Raw genomic sequence first — 17,401 nt, 5'->3', positions numbered from 1 at the left:
CCTCTGCAACGTGCTATCGGATCAAAGGCAGCGATCAGGCTTGGGCTTGCTCTCCAAATCCTCTATTCCGCAGGTAAGGAGACACGCCCATGCCGCTTTGCCCAGCCGATGAAAGCTTTGCCCAATTCCTTGAGAACAGCCTGCCCAAAGATACCGTCAGGAAAGCCGAGGCGCGATATTTGGAAGATCCGCGGGGCCGGTGGCCCGGCACGTCGCAGTATGTCGCCCTGCCCCGCAACCCACAGGAAGTGGCGCAAATCGTCAAGGCCTGCGGCAAGTCCTCCGTCGGCCTGACGCCTTACAGTGGTGGGACCGGCCTTGTTGGTGGGCAGATCCCCAACAGCGGCTCGGCGCCTCTGCTGCTGTCGTTGGAACGGATGAACAAGATTCGCGGCACCTACCCCGAGGAAAACGCCATGGTGGCCGAAGCGGGTTGCATTCTGGCCGACGTTCAAAGCGCCGCCGAGGCTGCGGGCCGGCTGTTCCCGCTGTCGCTGGCCTCTGAAGGGTCAGCGCGGATTGGCGGGTTGCTCTCGACCAACGCGGGCGGCGTGAATGTGCTGCGCTATGGCAACGCCCGCGAACTTGTGTTGGGCCTCGAAGCGGTCTTGCCCGATGGCCAAATCTGGAACGGGCTCAAACGGCTGCGCAAGGACAACACGGGCTATGACCTGCGCCACCTTCTGATGGGGGCCGAGGGCACCCTTGGCGTGATCACTGCCGCCAGCCTGAAACTCGCCCCCCGCCCCGCCGCAACCGGCACGGCGCTTCTGACAGTGACAGACCCGCAGGCGGCGCTTTCTCTGCTTTCAATGGCGCGCGACCAAATTGGCGAAGGCATCAGTGCGTTTGAGCTGCTGCACCGCACAGGCTTTGACTTTCTCGCCGCGACCCTGCCCGAGATCCGCCAACCGTGGCAAACAGCACCCGAATGGTGCGTGTTGATCGAACTGGGGCTGTCCATCGGACAAAGCCCGCAGGACGCGCTGGAGCGGCTGTTTACCGAAGCGCACGAGGCCGGGCTGGTTCAGGACGGGTTGATCGCCCAGTCCGGGCAGCAAAGTCAGGATTTCTGGAACCTGCGCGAACATTTCCCCGAGGCGAACAAACGTATCGGCTCGGTCGCCAGCCATGACATTTCCCTGCCGCTCAGCGTGATCCCCGAATTCATCACCCAAGCCACCGAAGCCCTGAACCAGATCGGGACCTGGCGCATCAATTGCTTTGGCCATTTGGGCGACGGCAACCTGCACTTCAACATCTTTCCGCCCGACGGCAGCACCAAGGACGCGCTGAAATCGCGCAGTGCCGAGCTCACCGCCCTTGTGCACGATCTGACCCACGAGATGGGCGGCTCGGTCAGTGCGGAACACGGCATCGGGCGCCACAAGGTCGCCGACCTTGAGAAATACGGCGATCCAGCCAAGCTGTGGGCGATGCGCGCGATCAAGGATGCACTGGACCCGGTGGGGATCATGAACCCCGGAGCAGTCCTGAGAGACAAGAACGCTTAGTTGCTTGCGGTCATGATCTGGAACACGCAGCCGTCCGAGACAAGCTGCGGCGGTGTCATGCACAACCCGCGCGCGCTCTGGAAGGCGGCCAGCACCTTGGGCACATAGTCCCGCGTTTCGGCATAGGGCGGCACGCCATCGTTCTTGGCAATCGAGTTTTCGCCCGCATTGTACCCAGCCAGAACCAGAATCGGATCGCCGTCGAATTTCTCCATCAGGAAATCAAGAAAGGCGACACCGCCCTTGATGTTCTGCACCGGATCAAGGCTGTCACTGACGCCAAAGCGTTCAGCGGTGGCGGGCATCAGCTGCATCAACCCCAGTGCGCCCGCGTTGCTTTCGGCATCGATCCGGCCCGCCGATTCCACCGAGATCACCGCAAGGGCCAAAGCGGGCGAGACCCGTGTGCCAATGGTGGCACGCAGAATGTCGGTGCCATGGGCGGCAGCGATCTCTTGCAGGGCTTGCAACCGCGGGGTGCTCACGCCCTTCCCTTGCGGCGGCGCCGAAAGACTGGCCAATGCCGAGTCCAATCGGCCCGGGCCGCTGGCCGACAGGTCCGGCGACACGGCTTTCCAGAACCAGTCGTAATTTCCGGCAGCATTGGCGGCCGCCTTCGGTGCCACAGCAACGGTGGACGGCACGGTTGCCACGGCGGGCTTGACGGGACGCGGCGGCACGGCCGGTTCCGCACGCGGCGCGATCTGTACCGTGATACGTTTGGCCCCCGGCTTGGGTGGTTTCACCCGTTTGGCACTGAATTGCGGAAAGCTGGACTCGGCCGAAACCGGCGCAGCCAGCACGAAAGCGCATAAAAGCGCGATAAGGAATCTGGGGCCCATGGTCTCTGCTCGTTAACCTTTTAGGGATTTGTTTTTCCATTTATCGCACAAAGCTGAGTCTGTGGCTATTAAAGTTGCCAAACTGTGAACAGACTGGTGCTTTTCACCTACACCAAAGGATATGAAATCGCATCATTTGGCACCCTCTTTATTTTTTAATCATTACTTTTCATGTGCTTAACAAAAATCACTGGTCATTTAACCGAAGCTGCAAAATCAAACCATTCCGGTCACACTCTCGCCCCAAACCGAAGGCTAATTATGCACATACCGCAGCGGGACGGGGCAAGTGAGAGAGGCCCATCAACGCACCGACGCGGTCCTAGTGAGCAAACTTATCTTCGGAGAGAGACCATGATGAAATTTATCCAGAACTTCCGCAAAGACGAAGCCGGCGCCGTGACTGTTGACTGGGTGGTTCTGACCGCCGCTGTCGTTGGTCTGGCCATTGCAGCCTACTCGACCATCGAAACCAATGCTTCGGCCCTGATCACCGCAGCCGGTGGCGCAGTGGCAGCAGAAAACGACTTCTAAGTCGGCCGCGGTCCAGACGGCCGCTTAAAGCCCGGCGCCACGGCATAAGGTCGCGCGCGCCGGCACCAACCACATTCTGAGCCCCCGAGAGGGCAATCTGGAGAATACCAATGATGAAATTCCTCAACACCTTCCGCAAAGACGAAGCTGGCGCCGTGACTGTTGACTGGGTGGTTCTGACCGCCGCTGTCGTTGGCCTGGCCATCGCCGCTTACTCGACCATCGAAACCAATGCTTCGGCCCTGATCACCGCAGCTGGCGGCGCAGTGGCAGCAGAAAACGACTTCTAAGTCTTTCTCGCTTGAGACACGGGCGCCCGAGCCGGTCAAGACCGGCTCGGGGCATCATCCCAAGGAGCAGGAAAGGGTAAAAGATGCTTAAACTCCTCAAGGCATTTCGCGACGATACGTCAGGTGCCGTAACCGTTGATTGGGTTGTCATTACCGCCGCTGTGGTGGGAATGTCCGCAATCTCTTTCTTCGTGATCGAGGACAACTCGAATGCACTGATGTCCGCCGCTGGTGGCGCCATCGCCGCAGAGAACGACTTCTGATCGCACCGAAGTCTCCTTACGCGAGAAAGGCTGGGCCGTTTGGTGCAGCCTTTTTTTTGTGCCTGCGGCCCGGACCCGTCAACAATTCACACAACAGCCGCTGACCGGGCCAGTTTTGGCCACAATCCCCCGAGATACTGGACCGTGGATAACCCCGAAAACTGGGGAACACACGAACCTATGAGGTAAGAGATGCGACTTGTATTCGGATTGGTGTTGATTGCGGGGCTCGGCCTGGCCGGCTTTGCCGTCTACATGGCGCAGAATTATATCGGCGCTTACGAAAACGCTCTGGAAGAAGAACGGGCCAAGGTGGTGGCAGCTGTGCCAACACGGGAAATCTATATCGCGACCCGATCCTTGGCCTACGGCGAACAGATCGCCGAAGAGGATGTCGCGCTTGCCCCCTGGCCGACGCAGATCTTGCCGGACGGCTACTTTGACGAAGAAAACCCCTTCTTCAAGGACGGAGATGCGCCTCGGGTCGTGGTTCGCGCCATGGAAAAGAACGAAGCGCTCGTTGCGATCAAAGTGTCCGAACCTGGCGGCGACGCCGGTCTGACCTCACGGCTTGAAAAGGGCCAGCGCGCTTTTGCCATCAAGGTTGATGTGGCCTCGGGCGTGTCCGGCTTCCTGCGTCCCAGTGATCGCGTCGACATCTATTGGACAGGTCGTATCCCCGGCAATGATCCCAACCTGCCGGTTGGTGACGTGACCAAACTGATCCAGACCGGTATCAGCCTGATCGCAATCGACCAGACGGCCAACTCGGATTCAACCGATGCGACTATTGCCCGAACGGTGACAGTTGCTGCAAGCCCTCAGCAAGTGGCTGCCTTGGCTCAGGCGCAATCCACCGGTCGCTTGTCGCTTTCGCTGATGTCGCAGAACGACGACACCGTCGCAGAAGCCATCGAAGTCGACCAGCGTTCGCTTCTGGGCATCCAGAAACAAGAGCAGCGCGCCGACAAGTCGCTTGAGGTGTGCACCATCCGGACCAACAAGGGCACCGAGCGGATCGAGATCCCGATCCCCTGCAACTGACTCTGGTCAAACGGAAATTTCGAGGGCGCCCATGATCGGGCGCCCTTTTGCCGTTTCCGCCGCCTGTGGCCCGAAACCCGCATGTTGCCCTTTATCCACATAAATTGGCGGTCCGAAGTCATTGATTCTTGCAATAAAACACAATCTGTCTCATCTTGATCCAAACGAGCAGGCAAAAAGACCTGTGCAATTGAGGCGTGATCGAAAGGCAGGTCACATGAAGTATGATAGGTTTCTAAAGGCAGCCCTTGTCGGGCTGACCATGGCTGTTGCCCCTGTGGCGACCAGTCTTCAGGCCGAGCAGCTGCGCGTCGTACGAACGGGCACTGAATCGGTTTTGAATGTCCCAATGAACAGGGCGGTCGTGGTTGAAAGCGACGCGCCCTTTTCGGAACTTTCGATTGCCAACCCGGCCATCGCAGACATCTCCTCGCTCTCGGATCGCACGATCTACGTACTCGGAAAGGCGCCTGGCACCACCACACTGACCATCCTCGACGCCCAGGGTAAGCTGATTACCAACGTCGATGTGCGCGTCGCTGCGGATGTCACCGAATTCAAAGAACGCCTGCGCCAGATCCTGCCCGATGAGCAGATCGAAGTGCGCACCGCAAATGACGGGATCGTTCTTTCAGGCACCGTCTCTTCGACAATGAAGATGCAACGCGCGCTGGATCTGGCAGATCGCTACGCCCCCGAACGCGTCTCGAACCTGATGAGTGTCGGCGGTATCCAACAAGTCATGCTGAAAGTTCGCTTTGCCGAAATGAGCCGCTCGGTCGCCAAGACCCTGCGCGCCTCGATCGGCACGGGCGGTTCTATTCTGGGCGGCGATCTTGGCCTTGAGATCGGCACCGGAAACGCAGCGCCCCTGGCAGACGTTGACACCATCGTCGGCAAGCTCAACCCGCAATCCGGCTCCAACGCCGCAGAAGGCGCGGTGCTTTTCGGTTTCAACGCAGGCGGCCTCGAAGTGGGCATTCTGTTGGAAGCGCTTGAACAAAAAGGGGTTGTCCGGACGCTGGCCGAACCGAACCTTGTTGCGATTTCCGGTCAAGAGGCGAAATTCCTCGCGGGCGGCGAATTCCCGATCCCGGTGGCCCAGCAGGGCGGCATGATTTCGATCGAATACAAACCTTTCGGGGTCGAGCTGAACTTCATCCCCCGCGTCGTGGATGGCGACCTGATCAACCTCGAGCTTGAAACTGCGGTTTCGGCGCTTGATTTCGACAATGCGTTCCAGTTTGAAACGATCTCGGCCCCGGCCTTCCGGCGGCGCGAGGCGCAGACCACGATTGAGATGCGCGACGGCGAAAGCTTTGCCATCGCCGGTTTGCTCGAAGACGACTTTCGCGATCTGAACGGTCAGGTGCCTTGGCTGGGCGACATCCCGGTTCTGGGCGCCCTCTTCCGCAGCGCGGAATATGTGCGTGAACAGTCCGAACTGGTCATCATCGTCACGCCGCACCTTGTGACACCGACCAAAGGCGAGGCCCTGGCCCTGCCGACCGACCGTATTCGTCCGCCCTCGGAAAAGGACCTGTTCCTTTACGGGCGTGTTGGCAGCGATACCAGCCGCAAGAAGCCCAAAGGCGCCGCTGGCGAAGTGGCCCAGCAGGACTTTAGCGGTTCTTACGGCTATGTAATGGAATAATTGATGCGGGGGCGCAGCAAATGAGCAAGATCACCATTGCGGGCATCGGCCTTTGCGTGCTGGCAGGATGCAGCGCAAACAGCAGAGATCCGGTATATGCATCTTTCAACCGCGAGGCGGGGTCGCTGACCGATACCGGCGATTTTGGCAACGCGACGATGAACAACACCCTCTACCAGACGGGTGAAAAGCAATACGTCTACGATCTGGGGCAGCGCTTCGCCACCGAGGTGCTTACAACGGTCAACTTTGCCTTCAATAGCGCCGCACTGGACGCTGGCGCCCGTGACACACTGCGAGAGCAGGCAAACTGGATCCGTCAGTTCCCGGAAGTGCGCTTTAACGTTTACGGCCACACCGACAAGGTCGGCAACGCCACATACAACAAGCGCCTTGGTTTGAATCGCGCCAATGCAGTCGTGAATTACCTTGTATCCCAAGGGGTTGAGCGTTCGAGGCTCGAGGCACTAGTCAGCTATGGTGAAACCCAGCCGCTGATCGTGACCGAAGGCAAGGAACGCCGCAACCGCCGCACCGTGACCGAGGTTTCGGGTTTTGTGAGCGGGCATCCCACCGTCATGGACGGCAAATATGCCGAAGTGATCTACCGCGAATATATTCGCTCGGGCGAGCCAAAAACCGGGCTGAGCGGGATCTCAGGGCAGGACTTCCTGACCGAGACCGGCGCCTCAGGCGGCGGCTAAGACGCCCTGCCCCAAGGCTGAACTGTTTCTCAAAGGGTCCCACACGGGGCCCTTTGTTGTTTCCGCCACATTGGGCCGACCCACCCTAAGCGATTGTTTTTTATATATAACGCTCCGGAATCGCTCAATTCTCTGTCCAGAAATACCGTACAATTTCGGCTTTTTGGCCCAAATGTTGCCCCGTTTGCCCGGCAAGTTGACCTGTGAGAGATCAATGCGCCGCCCTCCGAGTCGGCGCTGGCAGGATCAGGTTCTGGGGTGGCGAAAGTCTGAAAACCAACCGCCCGAACAGGTCTGTTCTGCCAAACAAGAACAGGACGTGAGGCATAATGACGAGTACACCAGCACAGCCGACCGAACCCGATCCCATCGTCGCGTGCACCATCAGCCGTGACGTTCAGAACTTCGATCTTTTGATCGAGGACATGGAGACCATTCTGGGAGAAAGCTGGGGTGACCTTGGATTTGAAGAAGCCCTGCCCTTCCTGACCCAACCCGATGCGGCCCAGTTGGAATATGTCGCGATGGCGATCGATGCCGTGGACGAACCTGATCTGGCCAAGCTGGGCGCCATCATCACCGGGGCCAAGGAACGCGGCGTCAAGGTGATCCTAATTGCCGAAGACGTCACGCCTGCTTCGTTGCACCAATTGCTGCGGCTTGGCGCCGATGAATTCATCCCCTACCCGCTTCCCGAGGGCGAGCTGGCAGCCGCCGTCGAAAGGTTGCGCACCCCGCCCCCCGAAATCATAGCGGAGGAAAAGCCGCGCGCGGTCAAGCTCAAGGGCGATGGGGACGGCATCTTGATTGCGGTGCAGGCCATCGCCGGCGGTTGCGGCGCCTCGACGCTTGCCACCAATCTTGCCTACGAATTGGTGACCGCCCCGAAAGAGCGCGCTCCGCGGGTCTGTCTGATTGATCTCGGCCTTCAGTTCGGCTCGGTCGCGACCTACCTTGATCTGCCACGCCGCGAGTCGGTGCTGGAACTCTTGTCCGACATTGACTCGATGGACGGTGAAAGTTTTGGCCAGGCTTTGGTCAGCTTTGAGAATAAGCTTCAGGTCTTTACATCGCCCGCCGATATCCTGCCGCTTGATATCCTGGGCCCGCCGGATGTGAAAAAGCTGTTGGATGTCGCGCGGGAACATTTTGACTATGTCATCGTCGATATGCCCGGCACATTGGTCAACTGGACCGAAACTGTCCTGACCGAGGCGCAGGTCTATTTCGCCATGGTCGAACTGGACATGCGGTCGGCGCAGAACACCCTGCGGCTCAAGCGGGCGCTGATGGCCGAAGATCTACCCTTTGACAAATTGCGCTTCATCCTGAACCGCGCGCCCAAGTTTACCGACCTTCAGGGCAAGGCTCGGGTCAAGCGCATGGCCGACAGTCTTGGCATTGCTTTGGACGTCCAATTCCCGGACGGCGGCAAAGTCGTGATGCAGGCTTGCGATCATGGCCTGCCGCTGGCCAACCACGCCGCCAAGAACCCGCTACGCAAAGAAATTTCCAAATTGGCGGGGAGCTTGCTCGCGCTTGACAACTCTGACGCTGAAGCAGCCTGAGGACGATTAGGATATGTTTTCCAGATACAAAAAGCCACAGCTTAAAGACGCCGCCCCGGTAAAGGTCGACGCTGCCGCCGTCGCCGCAGATGCGGCCGCGGCCGCTCTTACTGCTGCGAAATCCCCGGTCACCTCCGCAATTCCGAGCGCCTCGCGCAAGGTCAAGGTCAAGTCCGCGCAAGCGGCCCCGCAAGACAAAGAGAAAAAGCGCAAGGAGCGGCTCTCGGACATCAAGCTGGAATTGCACCGCGCGCTTCTCGACAACCTCAACCTCGCCGCCATCGATCAGGCCGGTGAAAGCGAGCTGCGCGAGGAAATCAGCGCCATCGCCATCGAGTCGCTGCAAGAACGCGGTATCGTTCTGAACCGCGAAGAACGCCGCGCGATGATCAACGACCTTTATGACGAGGTGAAGGGCCTTGGCCCACTGGAGACCCTGCTCAAGGACGAGACGGTTTCGGATATCCTGGTCAACGGCCCGCACCAGATCTTTATCGAACAAGAAGGCAAGCTATCCCTGTCGGACGTGACCTTCAAAGATGAAAAGCACCTGATGCGGATCATCGACAAGATCGTCTCGGCGGTGGGTCGGCGCGTCGATGAAAGTAACCCCTATGTTGACGCGCGTCTGCAGGATGGCTCGCGTTTCAACGCCATGGTCCCGCCAATCGCCATTGACGGCAGCCTTGTCTCCATTCGTAAGTTCAAGAAGGACAAGCTGGGCATCGACGATCTGGTCCGCTTTGGTGCGTTCACCGAGGAAATGGCCGTTTACCTACAGGCCGCCGTGGCCACCCGTCTGAATATCATCGTTTCGGGTGGTACGGGGTCTGGTAAAACGACCACTCTGAACGCCCTTTCAAGCTTTATCGACGACAGTGAACGCATCCTGACGATCGAGGATACGGCGGAACTTCAGCTGCAACAGACCCACGTCGGCAGGATGGAAAGCCGCCCGCCGAACGTCGAAGGCAAAGGCGCGGTCACCCCGCGCGACTGTCTGAAAAACGCTCTTCGGATGCGTCCTGACCGCATCATCGTCGGCGAAACGCGCGGCGAGGAAGTCATCGACATGCTTCAGGCCATGAACACCGGCCATGACGGCTCCATGACCACGATCCACGCCAACAGCGCCCGCGACGGTGTTGCCCGTCTGGAAAACATGATCGCCATGGCCGGGATCGAGATGCCGCTCAAGGCGGTGCGAAGCCAGATCTCCTCGGCTGTGAACCTCATCGTCCAAGCCTCGCGTCTGCAAGACGGCTCGCGCCGGATGACCTCGATCACCGAGATCACCGGCATGGAAGGCGATGTCATCTCAATGCAGGAAATCTTCCGCTTTCAGCGCGTGGGCCTCACCCCGGAAAACAAGATCATCGGCCATTTTACGGCCACCGGCGTGCGCAGCCACTTCTCGGAACGCTTCCGGATGTGGGGCTATGACATCCCCGCCTCGATCTACGAACCCTTCAGACCGGAGTAATACATAATGCTCAGCGCACAACCGATCATCTACGGCATGATCTTCATTGCCGTGCTCGTTTTGGTCGAAGGTGTCTATCTTGTCGCCTTCGGCAAATCGATCAGCCTGAACAACAAGGTGAACCGCCGCCTTGAATTGCTCGACAAGGGCGAAGGGCGCGAAGATGTTCTGGCCAAACTTCGCAAGGAGATGGACCAGCACATGCAGTCGCGGTCCTTCCCGCTGTACGCGATCCTTGCGGACAAGGCGCAAAAGGCGGCCATCGCCTTTACGCCGCAACAGCTGATGCTGGTCATGGCCGCCGTCAGCGTCATCGCGTTCCTTGGCCTCAGCGTCGGCACCGAAACCAGCCTGCCTGTCCGCCTTTTGATGGGCGTCGGCATGGGTGTCGGCGGGGTCTATATGTGGGTCAACCACAAGGCCAAAAAGCGCCTCGCCATGATCGAGGAACAATTGCCCGATGCGGTGGAACTGATGGTCCGATCCTTGCGTACCGGCTATCCATTTACCTCGGCGATTTCCATCGTCTCCAAAGAAATCAAAGACCCGCTGGCCACCGAATTCGGTATCATCGCCGACGAGGCCACCTATGGCCGTGACATCGGCGAAGCGTTGAAACACATGGCCGAACGCCTGGATATGCAGGACTTGCGCTTTCTTGCCGTGGCCGTTGCGATCCAGCAGCAGGCAGGTGGTAACCTCGCTGAAATCCTTGAAGGTCTGGCCAAGGTGATCCGCGCCCGGTTCCGTCTGTTCCGCCGGGTCAAGGCAATCACCGCGGAAGCACAATGGTCGGGCAAGTTCCTGTCCGCCTTCCCCCTCGGCGCGCTGGTCTTCATTCAGGTTGCCAAGCCGAATTACTACGACGAAGTGCTGGACCACCCGTGGTTTATTCCCGCCTGCTTTATCGTGGGCATCATGCTAACGCTGAACATGTTCGTCATGAAAGCGCTTGTGAACATCAAGGTCTGAGGACGCTGCCATGCTCGACAATCTCAACAAAATGATCACCGACATGCTGGGCCCTGCCGGACCGCTGATCGTGGTCGCCGGTCTGGCGGTTCTGATGATCCTCGCCACGATCCCATTGCTGCTCAAGTCAAAGCCTGATCCGATGGACAAGCTCCGTCAGACCGGGCAGGAACGGATGAACGCGGAAACCCGCGCTGTTCTGCGGGACAAGCGCAAGAACGACAAGCTGAACAAATACGCCCAGTTCCTTGAACCGCAGGACGCCAAGGAGCTGTCGGATATCCGCATGAAACTGCTTCAGGCGGGTTATCGCAGCAAGGACGCGGTTCAGATGTACTACTTTGCGCAATTCGCGCTGGGTTTGGGTTTGCTGGCCGTCGGGGTCGGATACTTCGTGTTCTTCGTCGACGGCGCCAGCGCAACGATGCAACAAAAGCTGATGTATATCCTCGGCCCCGGTGGTGCGGGCTATATGGCGCCGAAATACTGGATCAACAAGCGTGTGGAAAAGCGCAAGGACGAAATCCAGTCCGGTTTCCCGGACGCGCTGGACATGATGCTGGTCTGTGTCGACGCCGGTCAGTCGATGGACCAATCCATCGTGCGCATCTCGAAAGAACTGCGGGCCTCCTATCCGGCTTTGGCTGATGAATACGAAATCATCGCCCATGAAATGAAAGCCGGTAAGGACAAGACCCAGGTTTTGAACGATATGTCCGAACGCTGCGGTGTGCAGGATGTGTCCAGCTTTGTCACCGTGCTGAACCAGGCGCAAACCTTCGGCACCTCGATTTCCGACGCGCTGCGCGTCTATGCCGGGGAAATGCGTGACAAAAGGGTCATGCGCGCGGAAGAAAAAGCAAACCAGTTGCCGACAAAGATGACGCTGACGACTATGATGCTGACAGTGCCGCCGCTATTGATCATCCTCGTGGGTCCCTCGGCCGTCGGCATTACGCAGATGGGTAGTATCGGGCAATAATTCATGAAACTGATCCAACTGGGATCTGTCCTGACGCTGATCGCTTTGGCCGCCTGTTCCACGGGCGGCCAAACTGAGTCTGGCGCAAACCCCTATGCCCCCGCGCTGGATCCGCGCGGCGAGGCGGTGGATGGCCTTCTGGTAGGTCACCGTTTGATGGATGCGGGCGAGCACGAGTTGGCACTCGAAGCCTATACCCGCGCTGCTGGCACACGTGGGCTGACCGCCGAAGTGCTGACCGCGCTCGGCTCGGCCAATCTGGCGCTGGGGCGGTTGAACCAGTCCGAAAAACTGCTGCGCCGCGCCATCGAAGTCGAAGGCGATTGGCCCGAAGCCTGGAACAATCTGGGCGTCGTGCTGATCGAGCGTGGCAAAATTGCCGAAGCGGTCGAGGTTTTTCGCCGGGCCTATGCACTCGACAATGGCCAAAGTGACTCAATTCGGGACAATCTGCGCTTGGCCCTCGCAAAAATGGAAAAATCCAGTTATGGTGAGGATCTAGAACAAGAATACAAACTCGTACGGCGGGGAAGCAGTGTCTATCTGATCCTGCCGACAAGCGAGTAACCGAGGCAGAGCAGCATAAGGACGCAGGAACATGCGCCATCCCATAGTTGTGACCCTGGCCGTGGCAGGCTTTGCCGCGCTGTCAGCCTGTGAAAAAGGCATCGACAAAGACGCGGTCGATCGTGAATTTCAGGGCGTGAACGTCATCGACGAAACCAACCTGAACGAAGTCATGCTGACCGTCGGCGATCCGAACGAGTCCGTGGCCTACTTTCAGCGGGCCCTGTCCGAGAACAACGACCGCATTGACCTGATGCGCGGGCTCGCCCTATCGTTGGTCAAAGCCAAGCGTATCACCGAAGGCAAGGTCGCCTGGGCCAAGGTTGTGGCGCATGAAGAGGCCACCAATGACGACCGGGTGCAACTGGCTGACGTGCTGATCCGCGCCAATGAATGGGATCAGGCCGAAAAGGTGCTGGACGCCATTCCGCCGACGCATGAAACCTTCAAACGCTACCGCCTTGAGGCGATGATCGCCGATGGCAACAAGGAATGGAAAAAGGCCGACAGTTTTTACGAAGTGGCCGTGGGCCTGACCACCACGCCCGCCAACGTGCTGAACAACTGGGGATATTCCAAGCTGACCCGCGGCGATTACTCCGAGGCCGAACGTCTGTTCTTTGACGCCATCCAGCGTGATCGCAACCTGTTCACCGCCAAGAACAACCTGATCCTCGCGCGCGGGGCGCAGGGCAATTACACCATGCCTGTGATCCCGATGACCCAAATTGAACGCGCTGAACTGCTGCATTCTCTGGGACTGGCCGCGATCAAGCGCGGCGATGTCGAGATCGGCAAAGGCCTGTTGCGCGAAGCCATTGACACCCACCCTCAGCACTTCGAAGCCGCCGCGCGCTCGCTCAAGGCGCTTGAGGCCACGGTCACGAACTAAGCGGTCGAGAACGTGATGCAGATCCCGGCAATTCAGGCGGCGCTATTTGCTCCTTTCGTGGTGCCGATCTGCATTCTGACCTTCTATGTCGATATGCGCACGAAGAAGATCAGCAATCTGACGGTCTGGGCGTTGTTCCTAACCTTCGTGGTGATTGGCCTGCTGACCATGCCTTTCGTGGAGTTCGCATGGCGCTTTGCCCATTACGCGGTGGTTTTTGCCTATGGGCTGGTGCTGTGGTTCTTTCGCCAGATTGGCGCGGGGGATGTGAAATTCGCCGCCGTTCTGGCGCTGTTCATCAACGCAGGCGACATCCGCCTGATGTTGTTGATCGCCGCCGCCGCCATGGCAGCCGCCACCATCACGGTCCTGATCACCCGCTGGACCCCGTTGCACCGCTTGGCGCCAGACTGGCGCACATGGGCCGGCTCCAGCGTGGATGACGAAACATCGGTTGGCAAAGGCCAGCGCTTTACCATCCCCATGGGTACAGGCTTTGCTCTGATGCTCAGCACCTATCTGATCATGGGGATCTTTTTCGGCGCGTGACGTCGAGACGGTTTCTGGCGCAGTAACCGCGCGCCCTGCCCCGGAACTTTCCCCAGTCAGTCAACAATCTGCCACAAACACCTGCCATCTTCCCTGAAAACAACCAGGGCAGATACGCGTTATGAACATCCAGACCAGTGCCGTCATGGCGCCCCCGTCGCCAAAAAACTTCCCGGACGTTGGCCTTTCGGATGTGATGATCCGCGACATCGTTCTCAAGACGCTGTTTCGCAAGAACACCAATGTGGTGACGGATCTGGCCAAGGCCGTCTGCCTGCCTGTGCCGATCACGCAGGAAGTCGTCGATATGGCGCGGTCTCAGGGACTGCTCGAAGCGATGGGTACTCTTGGCGCTGGCGGCGCCGTCAGCAGTGAAATGCCTTACCAGTTGACTGACAGCGGCAAGGCGCGCGCCCTGGATGCGCTGGCCCAGTCCGAATACTTCGGCCCGATGCCCGTGCCGCTTGACGCCTATCGCGAGCAGGTCAATCGCCAGTCGATCCGCAACATCCAGATCACCCGCGATCAGCTGACCAGCGCCATGGGTCACCTGATTCTGCCCGACGATCTGATTGCCAACCTTGGACCGGCCGTCAGTTCGGGACGCTCGATCCTGATGTACGGCCCTCCGGGCAACGGCAAATCCTCGATCTCGAACGGCATCCGCGACGCCATGGGCGACAAGATCTATGTCCCGCGCGCCATCGAGTATTCTGGTCAGGTGATCACCGTCTATGACCCGATCGTGCACTCAATGGCCGAAGAAGACATCGACAACCCCAACGGATTGCGCCGCACCGCGCGTTTTGATCGTCGCTATGTGCTTTGTGCGCGGCCCACGGTCATCACCGGGGGTGAATTGTCGCTCGACATGCTCGACCTTGTCTACAACCCAACCGCGCGCACCTATCAGGCGCCGCTTCAGCTCAAATCCTCGGGCGGCATCTTTATCGTCGACGACCTTGGTCGTCAGGCCGAACCGCCGCAGAAACTGGTTAACCGCTGGATTGTTCCGCTGGAAGAAAACAAGGACATTCTGGCTCTGCAATCGGGCGAAAAGTTTGAGGTTCCCTTTGACACGCTGGTCATCTTCTCGACCAACTTTCACCCGAACGAGATCTTCGACCAAGCGGCTCTGCGCCGAATCTTCTTCAAGATCAAGATCGGTGGCCCCAGCCAAGAGGATTTCCTCAAGATTTTCGCGCTCGTCGCCCGAAAGAAGCGGATGCAGCTGGATGAATCCAGCCTCGTGCATCTGCTGAAAAACAAGTATCCGGCGATCAGCAGCATCTACGCGAACTATCAGCCAGTCTTCCTTGTAGATCAGATGATCGCCGTGTGCGATTTTGAAGGCCTGCCCTACAAGATGACACCCGAACTGGTCGACAAGGCTTGGGACAACATGTTCGTCAAAGACGAAATCATCGTGAAGTGACGCATCCGCGCTGAACTTGCGTATGCACGTCTTGAAGGGCCAACCGCTGGGCAGGCGACTTGGTGACCAACTGGCGCCGGGGAGCATGCGTCGAGCAGTGCCCAGAGAAAATTACGGCAGCGCAATCTTGTTGGTGTGCGCTGCCTTTGAAACGGACTTGTCCAACAGAGTCCTTTCAACATCGCCGCTTTCCCGCCAAGTCAGGCCGGGCAGAACCATGGGACCAAAGAACAGCGATTCCGCCACACAGTTTTCGGCCAGAAGCAGATCATGGGTTTCCAGCGCGATATGATGCCAGACCACCTTTCGACACCCCAGTTTCTCGCGCACGCTTCTGAGCATCGTCAGCGATTTTACGGGCGTCAGAACCGGTTTGGGAACCGCCGAGTCAAGCTGCTCGAACGCCCCAGCGCACCTGCGGAAATCTTGATCGGGCGGGGTGCGTCGGGCATTTCGACAAAGGAAATGGCGCGGCTCTGAACCCGGCATATGGTCCGCACTTCCCCAAAGGCGTTGATCATCACCGAATCCGACGACGTGTCCGTACCTGTCGGGATCGCAAGTTCGATAAACTCGCTGCCACCGCCGCAGATATGAAACTCCGAGAAATATCCGGGCATTTTCAGACTTCAGATGGCACGCCCATTCAGCCCGATCTGAAAATGGTTTATTCTCGTATTATTCACTTTTGGCCAGGCACAATGGGCACTTCCAGCAGTCGCGTCACCGACCCAAGCCGCTGGGGAGCTTCCGAGGATACATCTGTAACCGATGCTTCGCACTTGTTTTTCCAATTGCCTCCCCTCCTGTCGTGGCCGCCCTTGCCGAAAACAAAGCCCTATCCGCCGAGTTGCCAACATGTCTTTCCGCAGATGCATAAAGGGCAGGCTGCCTGCGGTTTGCGCGGGCTTGCTGCATCGGAAATTTTCGCCGAATTTGCCCTTGACGCCCCACGACCTGCACAGTAATCAGCGGCCTCACAGTGGCATGGCGCGGTAGCTCAGTTGGTTAGAGCGATCGACTCATAATCGATAGGTCGGGAGTTCAAGTCTCCCCCACGCCACCACTGTTTATTCCCTTGAATACAATCTTTTCGCTTGCTCCGCATTTAAGTGATTTGCGGCCTGAACAGCAAAAAACCCGCCGGAAATTTCCGACGGGCTTTGCGTTTCAGATCAGCGCGCTATCAGGTGATCCGTTTGATCGACGCCATGATCTCATCTTCGTCAAAGACGCGCTTCCAATCATCTTTCATCAGCGCCGGAATACCGAACTCGATCGCCTTGTTACAAGCGTCCGAGAACTGCCCCTCTTGCACGTCAAAGATCACCGCGCCGAGGATGTTCATGTGACCCAGCAGGAAATCACGCGCCGCATCATAGGGCACGCCTTTGGCCACAACCTCATCCATCGCCTGCCGCATCACCACCAAAAGCGAGGCGCAGACGGTTTCAGACAAGCCCGGTTCAAGCAGCGCCATCTGGTCCACGGTTACCCGGTAAGTGTCTCGAACCGGGGCATAAATCGCCTTGGCGATGCTGTCGCCCAGCGCGTAGTGCTCTTCTGGCCCCTGCATCAGTGCGTTCACCACGCCCTGCGGATGGGCGACGCCGCCGAAACGGTCCAGACGCGCGGCCTCGGTCTCTTCGTTGTGGAAGATCATCGGATGGCAAGGATGCGTGACGAAATAGGTGATGTCATCGCGCTCGGGCAGATGACCGGCGTGCGGCGCGGCAGCGTCAAGGATCACCACCATCGTCCCCGGGTTCAGCTTGGGTACGACGCCTGTCGCAACCATGCCGATCAGGGTGTCCGGCACAGCAAAAACAACAACATCCGCGCCGTCGATGGCCGTGTCCAGCTCGATGCAATCGGCGCCAACGGCTTCTTTCAAACGGGCACGACCCGCTTCGCTGACCTCAACGTGGCGCACTGTGAAATCGGTCTTGGCAAGGTTCAGGGACAGGCGCACGCCCATCTTTCCGCCCGCGCCCAAAAGCGCAACTGTCGTCATTCGATTCTCTCCTCTTGGGCCCGTCCGGGCTTGTGCAACTGGTATGATCAGATAATAATCGGACCAAAGAGTCAACGCGCCAACCGGCGCACCC

The 17,401-nt window shown here is 58.7% G+C and carries 19 protein-coding genes and 1 tRNA gene; 16 read left to right on the top strand and 4 right to left on the bottom strand.

The genetic code is table 11. The features are described from left to right. Positions 1–89 precede the first annotated feature (89 nt). Complete coding sequence (locus ACOYQJ_RS18015) at positions 90–1,514, top strand: FAD-binding oxidoreductase (protein ID WP_422907389.1); 1,425 nt, start codon at positions 90–92, stop codon at positions 1,512–1,514. On the opposite strand, the gene ACOYQJ_RS18010 is transcribed toward ACOYQJ_RS18015, so the two are convergent. Next, positions 1,511–2,356, bottom strand: a complete 846-nt coding sequence (locus tag ACOYQJ_RS18010; RefSeq protein ID WP_422907388.1) for a lytic transglycosylase domain-containing protein — start codon at positions 2,354–2,356, stop codon at positions 1,511–1,513. The genes ACOYQJ_RS18015 and ACOYQJ_RS18010 overlap by 4 nt on opposite strands. 354 nt (positions 2,357–2,710) lie before the next feature. Between ACOYQJ_RS18010 and ACOYQJ_RS18005 the strand changes: the two genes are divergently transcribed. The 14 genes from ACOYQJ_RS18005 to ACOYQJ_RS17940 all read left to right on the top strand — a co-directional run bounded on the left by ACOYQJ_RS18005 (position 2,711) and on the right by ACOYQJ_RS17940 (position 15,293). Next, complete coding sequence (locus ACOYQJ_RS18005) at positions 2,711–2,890, top strand: Flp family type IVb pilin (protein WP_422907387.1); 180 nt, start codon at positions 2,711–2,713, stop codon at positions 2,888–2,890. Positions 2,891–3,000: 110 nt separating this feature from the next. Beyond that, positions 3,001–3,180 (top strand): Flp family type IVb pilin, encoded by a 180-nt coding sequence (locus tag ACOYQJ_RS18000; RefSeq protein ID WP_422907386.1) that lies wholly within the window; start codon positions 3,001–3,003, stop codon positions 3,178–3,180. Between the two features lie 83 nt (positions 3,181–3,263). Continuing rightward, the gene (locus tag ACOYQJ_RS17995) at positions 3,264–3,443 is read left to right on the top strand and encodes a hypothetical protein (protein WP_422907385.1); all 180 of its coding nucleotides are present in this window, start codon (positions 3,264–3,266) and stop codon (positions 3,441–3,443) included. Positions 3,444–3,635: 192 nt separating this feature from the next. Next, on the top strand, positions 3,636–4,487 hold the full coding sequence (cpaB, locus tag ACOYQJ_RS17990; protein WP_422907384.1) for a Flp pilus assembly protein CpaB: 852 nt from the start codon (positions 3,636–3,638) through the stop codon (positions 4,485–4,487). 217 nt (positions 4,488–4,704) lie between these two features. Continuing rightward, positions 4,705–6,141: a type II and III secretion system protein family protein gene (locus tag ACOYQJ_RS17985; protein ID WP_422907383.1), complete on the top strand. Its 1,437-nt coding sequence runs from the start codon at positions 4,705–4,707 to the stop codon at positions 6,139–6,141. A 20-nt stretch (positions 6,142–6,161) separates the two neighbouring features. Next, positions 6,162–6,845 (top strand): OmpA family protein, encoded by a 684-nt coding sequence (locus ACOYQJ_RS17980; RefSeq protein ID WP_422907382.1) that lies wholly within the window; start codon positions 6,162–6,164, stop codon positions 6,843–6,845. A gap of 329 nt (positions 6,846–7,174) precedes the next feature. Then, positions 7,175–8,413, top strand: coding sequence for a CpaE/TadZ family protein (locus tag ACOYQJ_RS17975; protein ID WP_422907381.1), 1,239 nt, complete (start codon positions 7,175–7,177; stop codon positions 8,411–8,413). 13 nt (positions 8,414–8,426) lie between these two features. After that, positions 8,427–9,896: a TadA family conjugal transfer-associated ATPase gene (locus tag ACOYQJ_RS17970; protein ID WP_422907380.1), complete on the top strand. Its 1,470-nt coding sequence runs from the start codon at positions 8,427–8,429 to the stop codon at positions 9,894–9,896. A gap of 6 nt (positions 9,897–9,902) precedes the next feature. Then, complete coding sequence (locus tag ACOYQJ_RS17965; RefSeq protein WP_422907379.1) at positions 9,903–10,868, top strand: type II secretion system F family protein; 966 nt, start codon at positions 9,903–9,905, stop codon at positions 10,866–10,868. Positions 10,869–10,878: 10 nt separating this feature from the next. Further along, positions 10,879–11,850 (top strand): type II secretion system F family protein, encoded by a 972-nt coding sequence (locus ACOYQJ_RS17960; RefSeq protein WP_422907378.1) that lies wholly within the window; start codon positions 10,879–10,881, stop codon positions 11,848–11,850. A gap of 3 nt (positions 11,851–11,853) precedes the next feature. Beyond that, positions 11,854–12,417 (top strand): tetratricopeptide repeat protein, encoded by a 564-nt coding sequence (locus ACOYQJ_RS17955; protein WP_422907377.1) that lies wholly within the window; start codon positions 11,854–11,856, stop codon positions 12,415–12,417. Between the two features lie 31 nt (positions 12,418–12,448). After that, positions 12,449–13,309: a tetratricopeptide repeat protein gene (locus ACOYQJ_RS17950; RefSeq protein ID WP_422907376.1), complete on the top strand. Its 861-nt coding sequence runs from the start codon at positions 12,449–12,451 to the stop codon at positions 13,307–13,309. 15 nt (positions 13,310–13,324) lie between these two features. Beyond that, entirely contained in the window at positions 13,325–13,858 is a 534-nt protein-coding gene (locus ACOYQJ_RS17945; protein ID WP_422907375.1) for a prepilin peptidase, read from the top strand. 121 nt (positions 13,859–13,979) lie between these two features. Next, a complete protein-coding gene (locus ACOYQJ_RS17940) occupies positions 13,980–15,293 on the top strand; it encodes a DUF8689 domain-containing protein (RefSeq protein ID WP_422907374.1) in 1,314 nt (437 codons plus the stop codon). Between the two features lie 111 nt (positions 15,294–15,404). On the opposite strand, the gene ACOYQJ_RS17935 is transcribed toward ACOYQJ_RS17940, so the two are convergent. Then, positions 15,405–15,623, bottom strand: coding sequence for a Hint domain-containing protein (locus ACOYQJ_RS17935; RefSeq protein WP_422907373.1), 219 nt, complete (start codon positions 15,621–15,623; stop codon positions 15,405–15,407). A 32-nt stretch (positions 15,624–15,655) separates the two neighbouring features. Next, entirely contained in the window at positions 15,656–15,913 is a 258-nt protein-coding gene (locus tag ACOYQJ_RS17930) for a hypothetical protein (protein ID WP_422907372.1), read from the bottom strand. Between the two features lie 369 nt (positions 15,914–16,282). On the opposite strand from ACOYQJ_RS17930, the gene ACOYQJ_RS17925 reads away from it, so the two are divergent. Beyond that, positions 16,283–16,359: transfer RNA gene (locus ACOYQJ_RS17925), tRNA-Met, on the top strand. 120 nt (positions 16,360–16,479) lie between these two features. On the opposite strand, the gene ACOYQJ_RS17920 is transcribed toward ACOYQJ_RS17925, so the two are convergent. Beyond that, positions 16,480–17,307 (bottom strand): phosphogluconate dehydrogenase C-terminal domain-containing protein, encoded by an 828-nt coding sequence (locus tag ACOYQJ_RS17920; protein WP_422907371.1) that lies wholly within the window; start codon positions 17,305–17,307, stop codon positions 16,480–16,482. Between the last annotated feature and the right edge of the window lie 94 nt (positions 17,308–17,401).

It is taken from the genome of Pacificoceanicola algae (assembly GCF_049341065.1).
GTDB lineage: Bacteria > Pseudomonadota > Alphaproteobacteria > Rhodobacterales > Rhodobacteraceae > Pacificoceanicola.
The sequence above is the reverse complement of the archived record's forward strand: the minus strand, read 5'-3'. Positions and strand labels throughout refer to the sequence as shown.

Bases quoted from the DNA above. Each gene is read 5' to 3' on its own strand.
- ACOYQJ_RS17985 (WP_422907383.1), top strand. From the start codon at position 4,705: ATGAAGTATGATAGGTTTCTAAAGGCAGCCCTTGTCGGGCTGACCATG.
- ACOYQJ_RS17955 (WP_422907377.1), top strand. From the start codon at position 11,854: ATGAAACTGATCCAACTGGGATCTGTCCTGACGCTGATCGCTTTGGCC.
- ACOYQJ_RS17965 (WP_422907379.1), top strand. From the start codon at position 9,903: ATGCTCAGCGCACAACCGATCATCTACGGCATGATCTTCATTGCCGTG.
- ACOYQJ_RS17975 (WP_422907381.1), top strand. From the start codon at position 7,175: ATGACGAGTACACCAGCACAGCCGACCGAACCCGATCCCATCGTCGCG.
- ACOYQJ_RS17970 (WP_422907380.1), top strand. From the start codon at position 8,427: ATGTTTTCCAGATACAAAAAGCCACAGCTTAAAGACGCCGCCCCGGTA.
- ACOYQJ_RS18000 (WP_422907386.1), top strand. From the start codon at position 3,001: ATGATGAAATTCCTCAACACCTTCCGCAAAGACGAAGCTGGCGCCGTG.
- ACOYQJ_RS18015 (WP_422907389.1), top strand. From the start codon at position 90: ATGCCGCTTTGCCCAGCCGATGAAAGCTTTGCCCAATTCCTTGAGAAC.
- ACOYQJ_RS18010 (WP_422907388.1), bottom strand. From the start codon at position 2,356: ATGGGCCCCAGATTCCTTATCGCGCTTTTATGCGCTTTCGTGCTGGCT.
- ACOYQJ_RS18005 (WP_422907387.1), top strand. From the start codon at position 2,711: ATGATGAAATTTATCCAGAACTTCCGCAAAGACGAAGCCGGCGCCGTG.
- ACOYQJ_RS17980 (WP_422907382.1), top strand. From the start codon at position 6,162: ATGAGCAAGATCACCATTGCGGGCATCGGCCTTTGCGTGCTGGCAGGA.
- ACOYQJ_RS17930 (WP_422907372.1), bottom strand. From the start codon at position 15,913: ATGCCCGGATATTTCTCGGAGTTTCATATCTGCGGCGGTGGCAGCGAG.
- ACOYQJ_RS17945 (WP_422907375.1), top strand. From the start codon at position 13,325: ATGCAGATCCCGGCAATTCAGGCGGCGCTATTTGCTCCTTTCGTGGTG.
- ACOYQJ_RS17940 (WP_422907374.1), top strand. From the start codon at position 13,980: ATGAACATCCAGACCAGTGCCGTCATGGCGCCCCCGTCGCCAAAAAAC.
- ACOYQJ_RS17950 (WP_422907376.1), top strand. From the start codon at position 12,449: ATGCGCCATCCCATAGTTGTGACCCTGGCCGTGGCAGGCTTTGCCGCG.
- ACOYQJ_RS17960 (WP_422907378.1), top strand. From the start codon at position 10,879: ATGCTCGACAATCTCAACAAAATGATCACCGACATGCTGGGCCCTGCC.
- ACOYQJ_RS17995 (WP_422907385.1), top strand. From the start codon at position 3,264: ATGCTTAAACTCCTCAAGGCATTTCGCGACGATACGTCAGGTGCCGTA.
- ACOYQJ_RS17920 (WP_422907371.1), bottom strand. From the start codon at position 17,307: ATGACGACAGTTGCGCTTTTGGGCGCGGGCGGAAAGATGGGCGTGCGC.
- cpaB (WP_422907384.1), top strand. From the start codon at position 3,636: ATGCGACTTGTATTCGGATTGGTGTTGATTGCGGGGCTCGGCCTGGCC.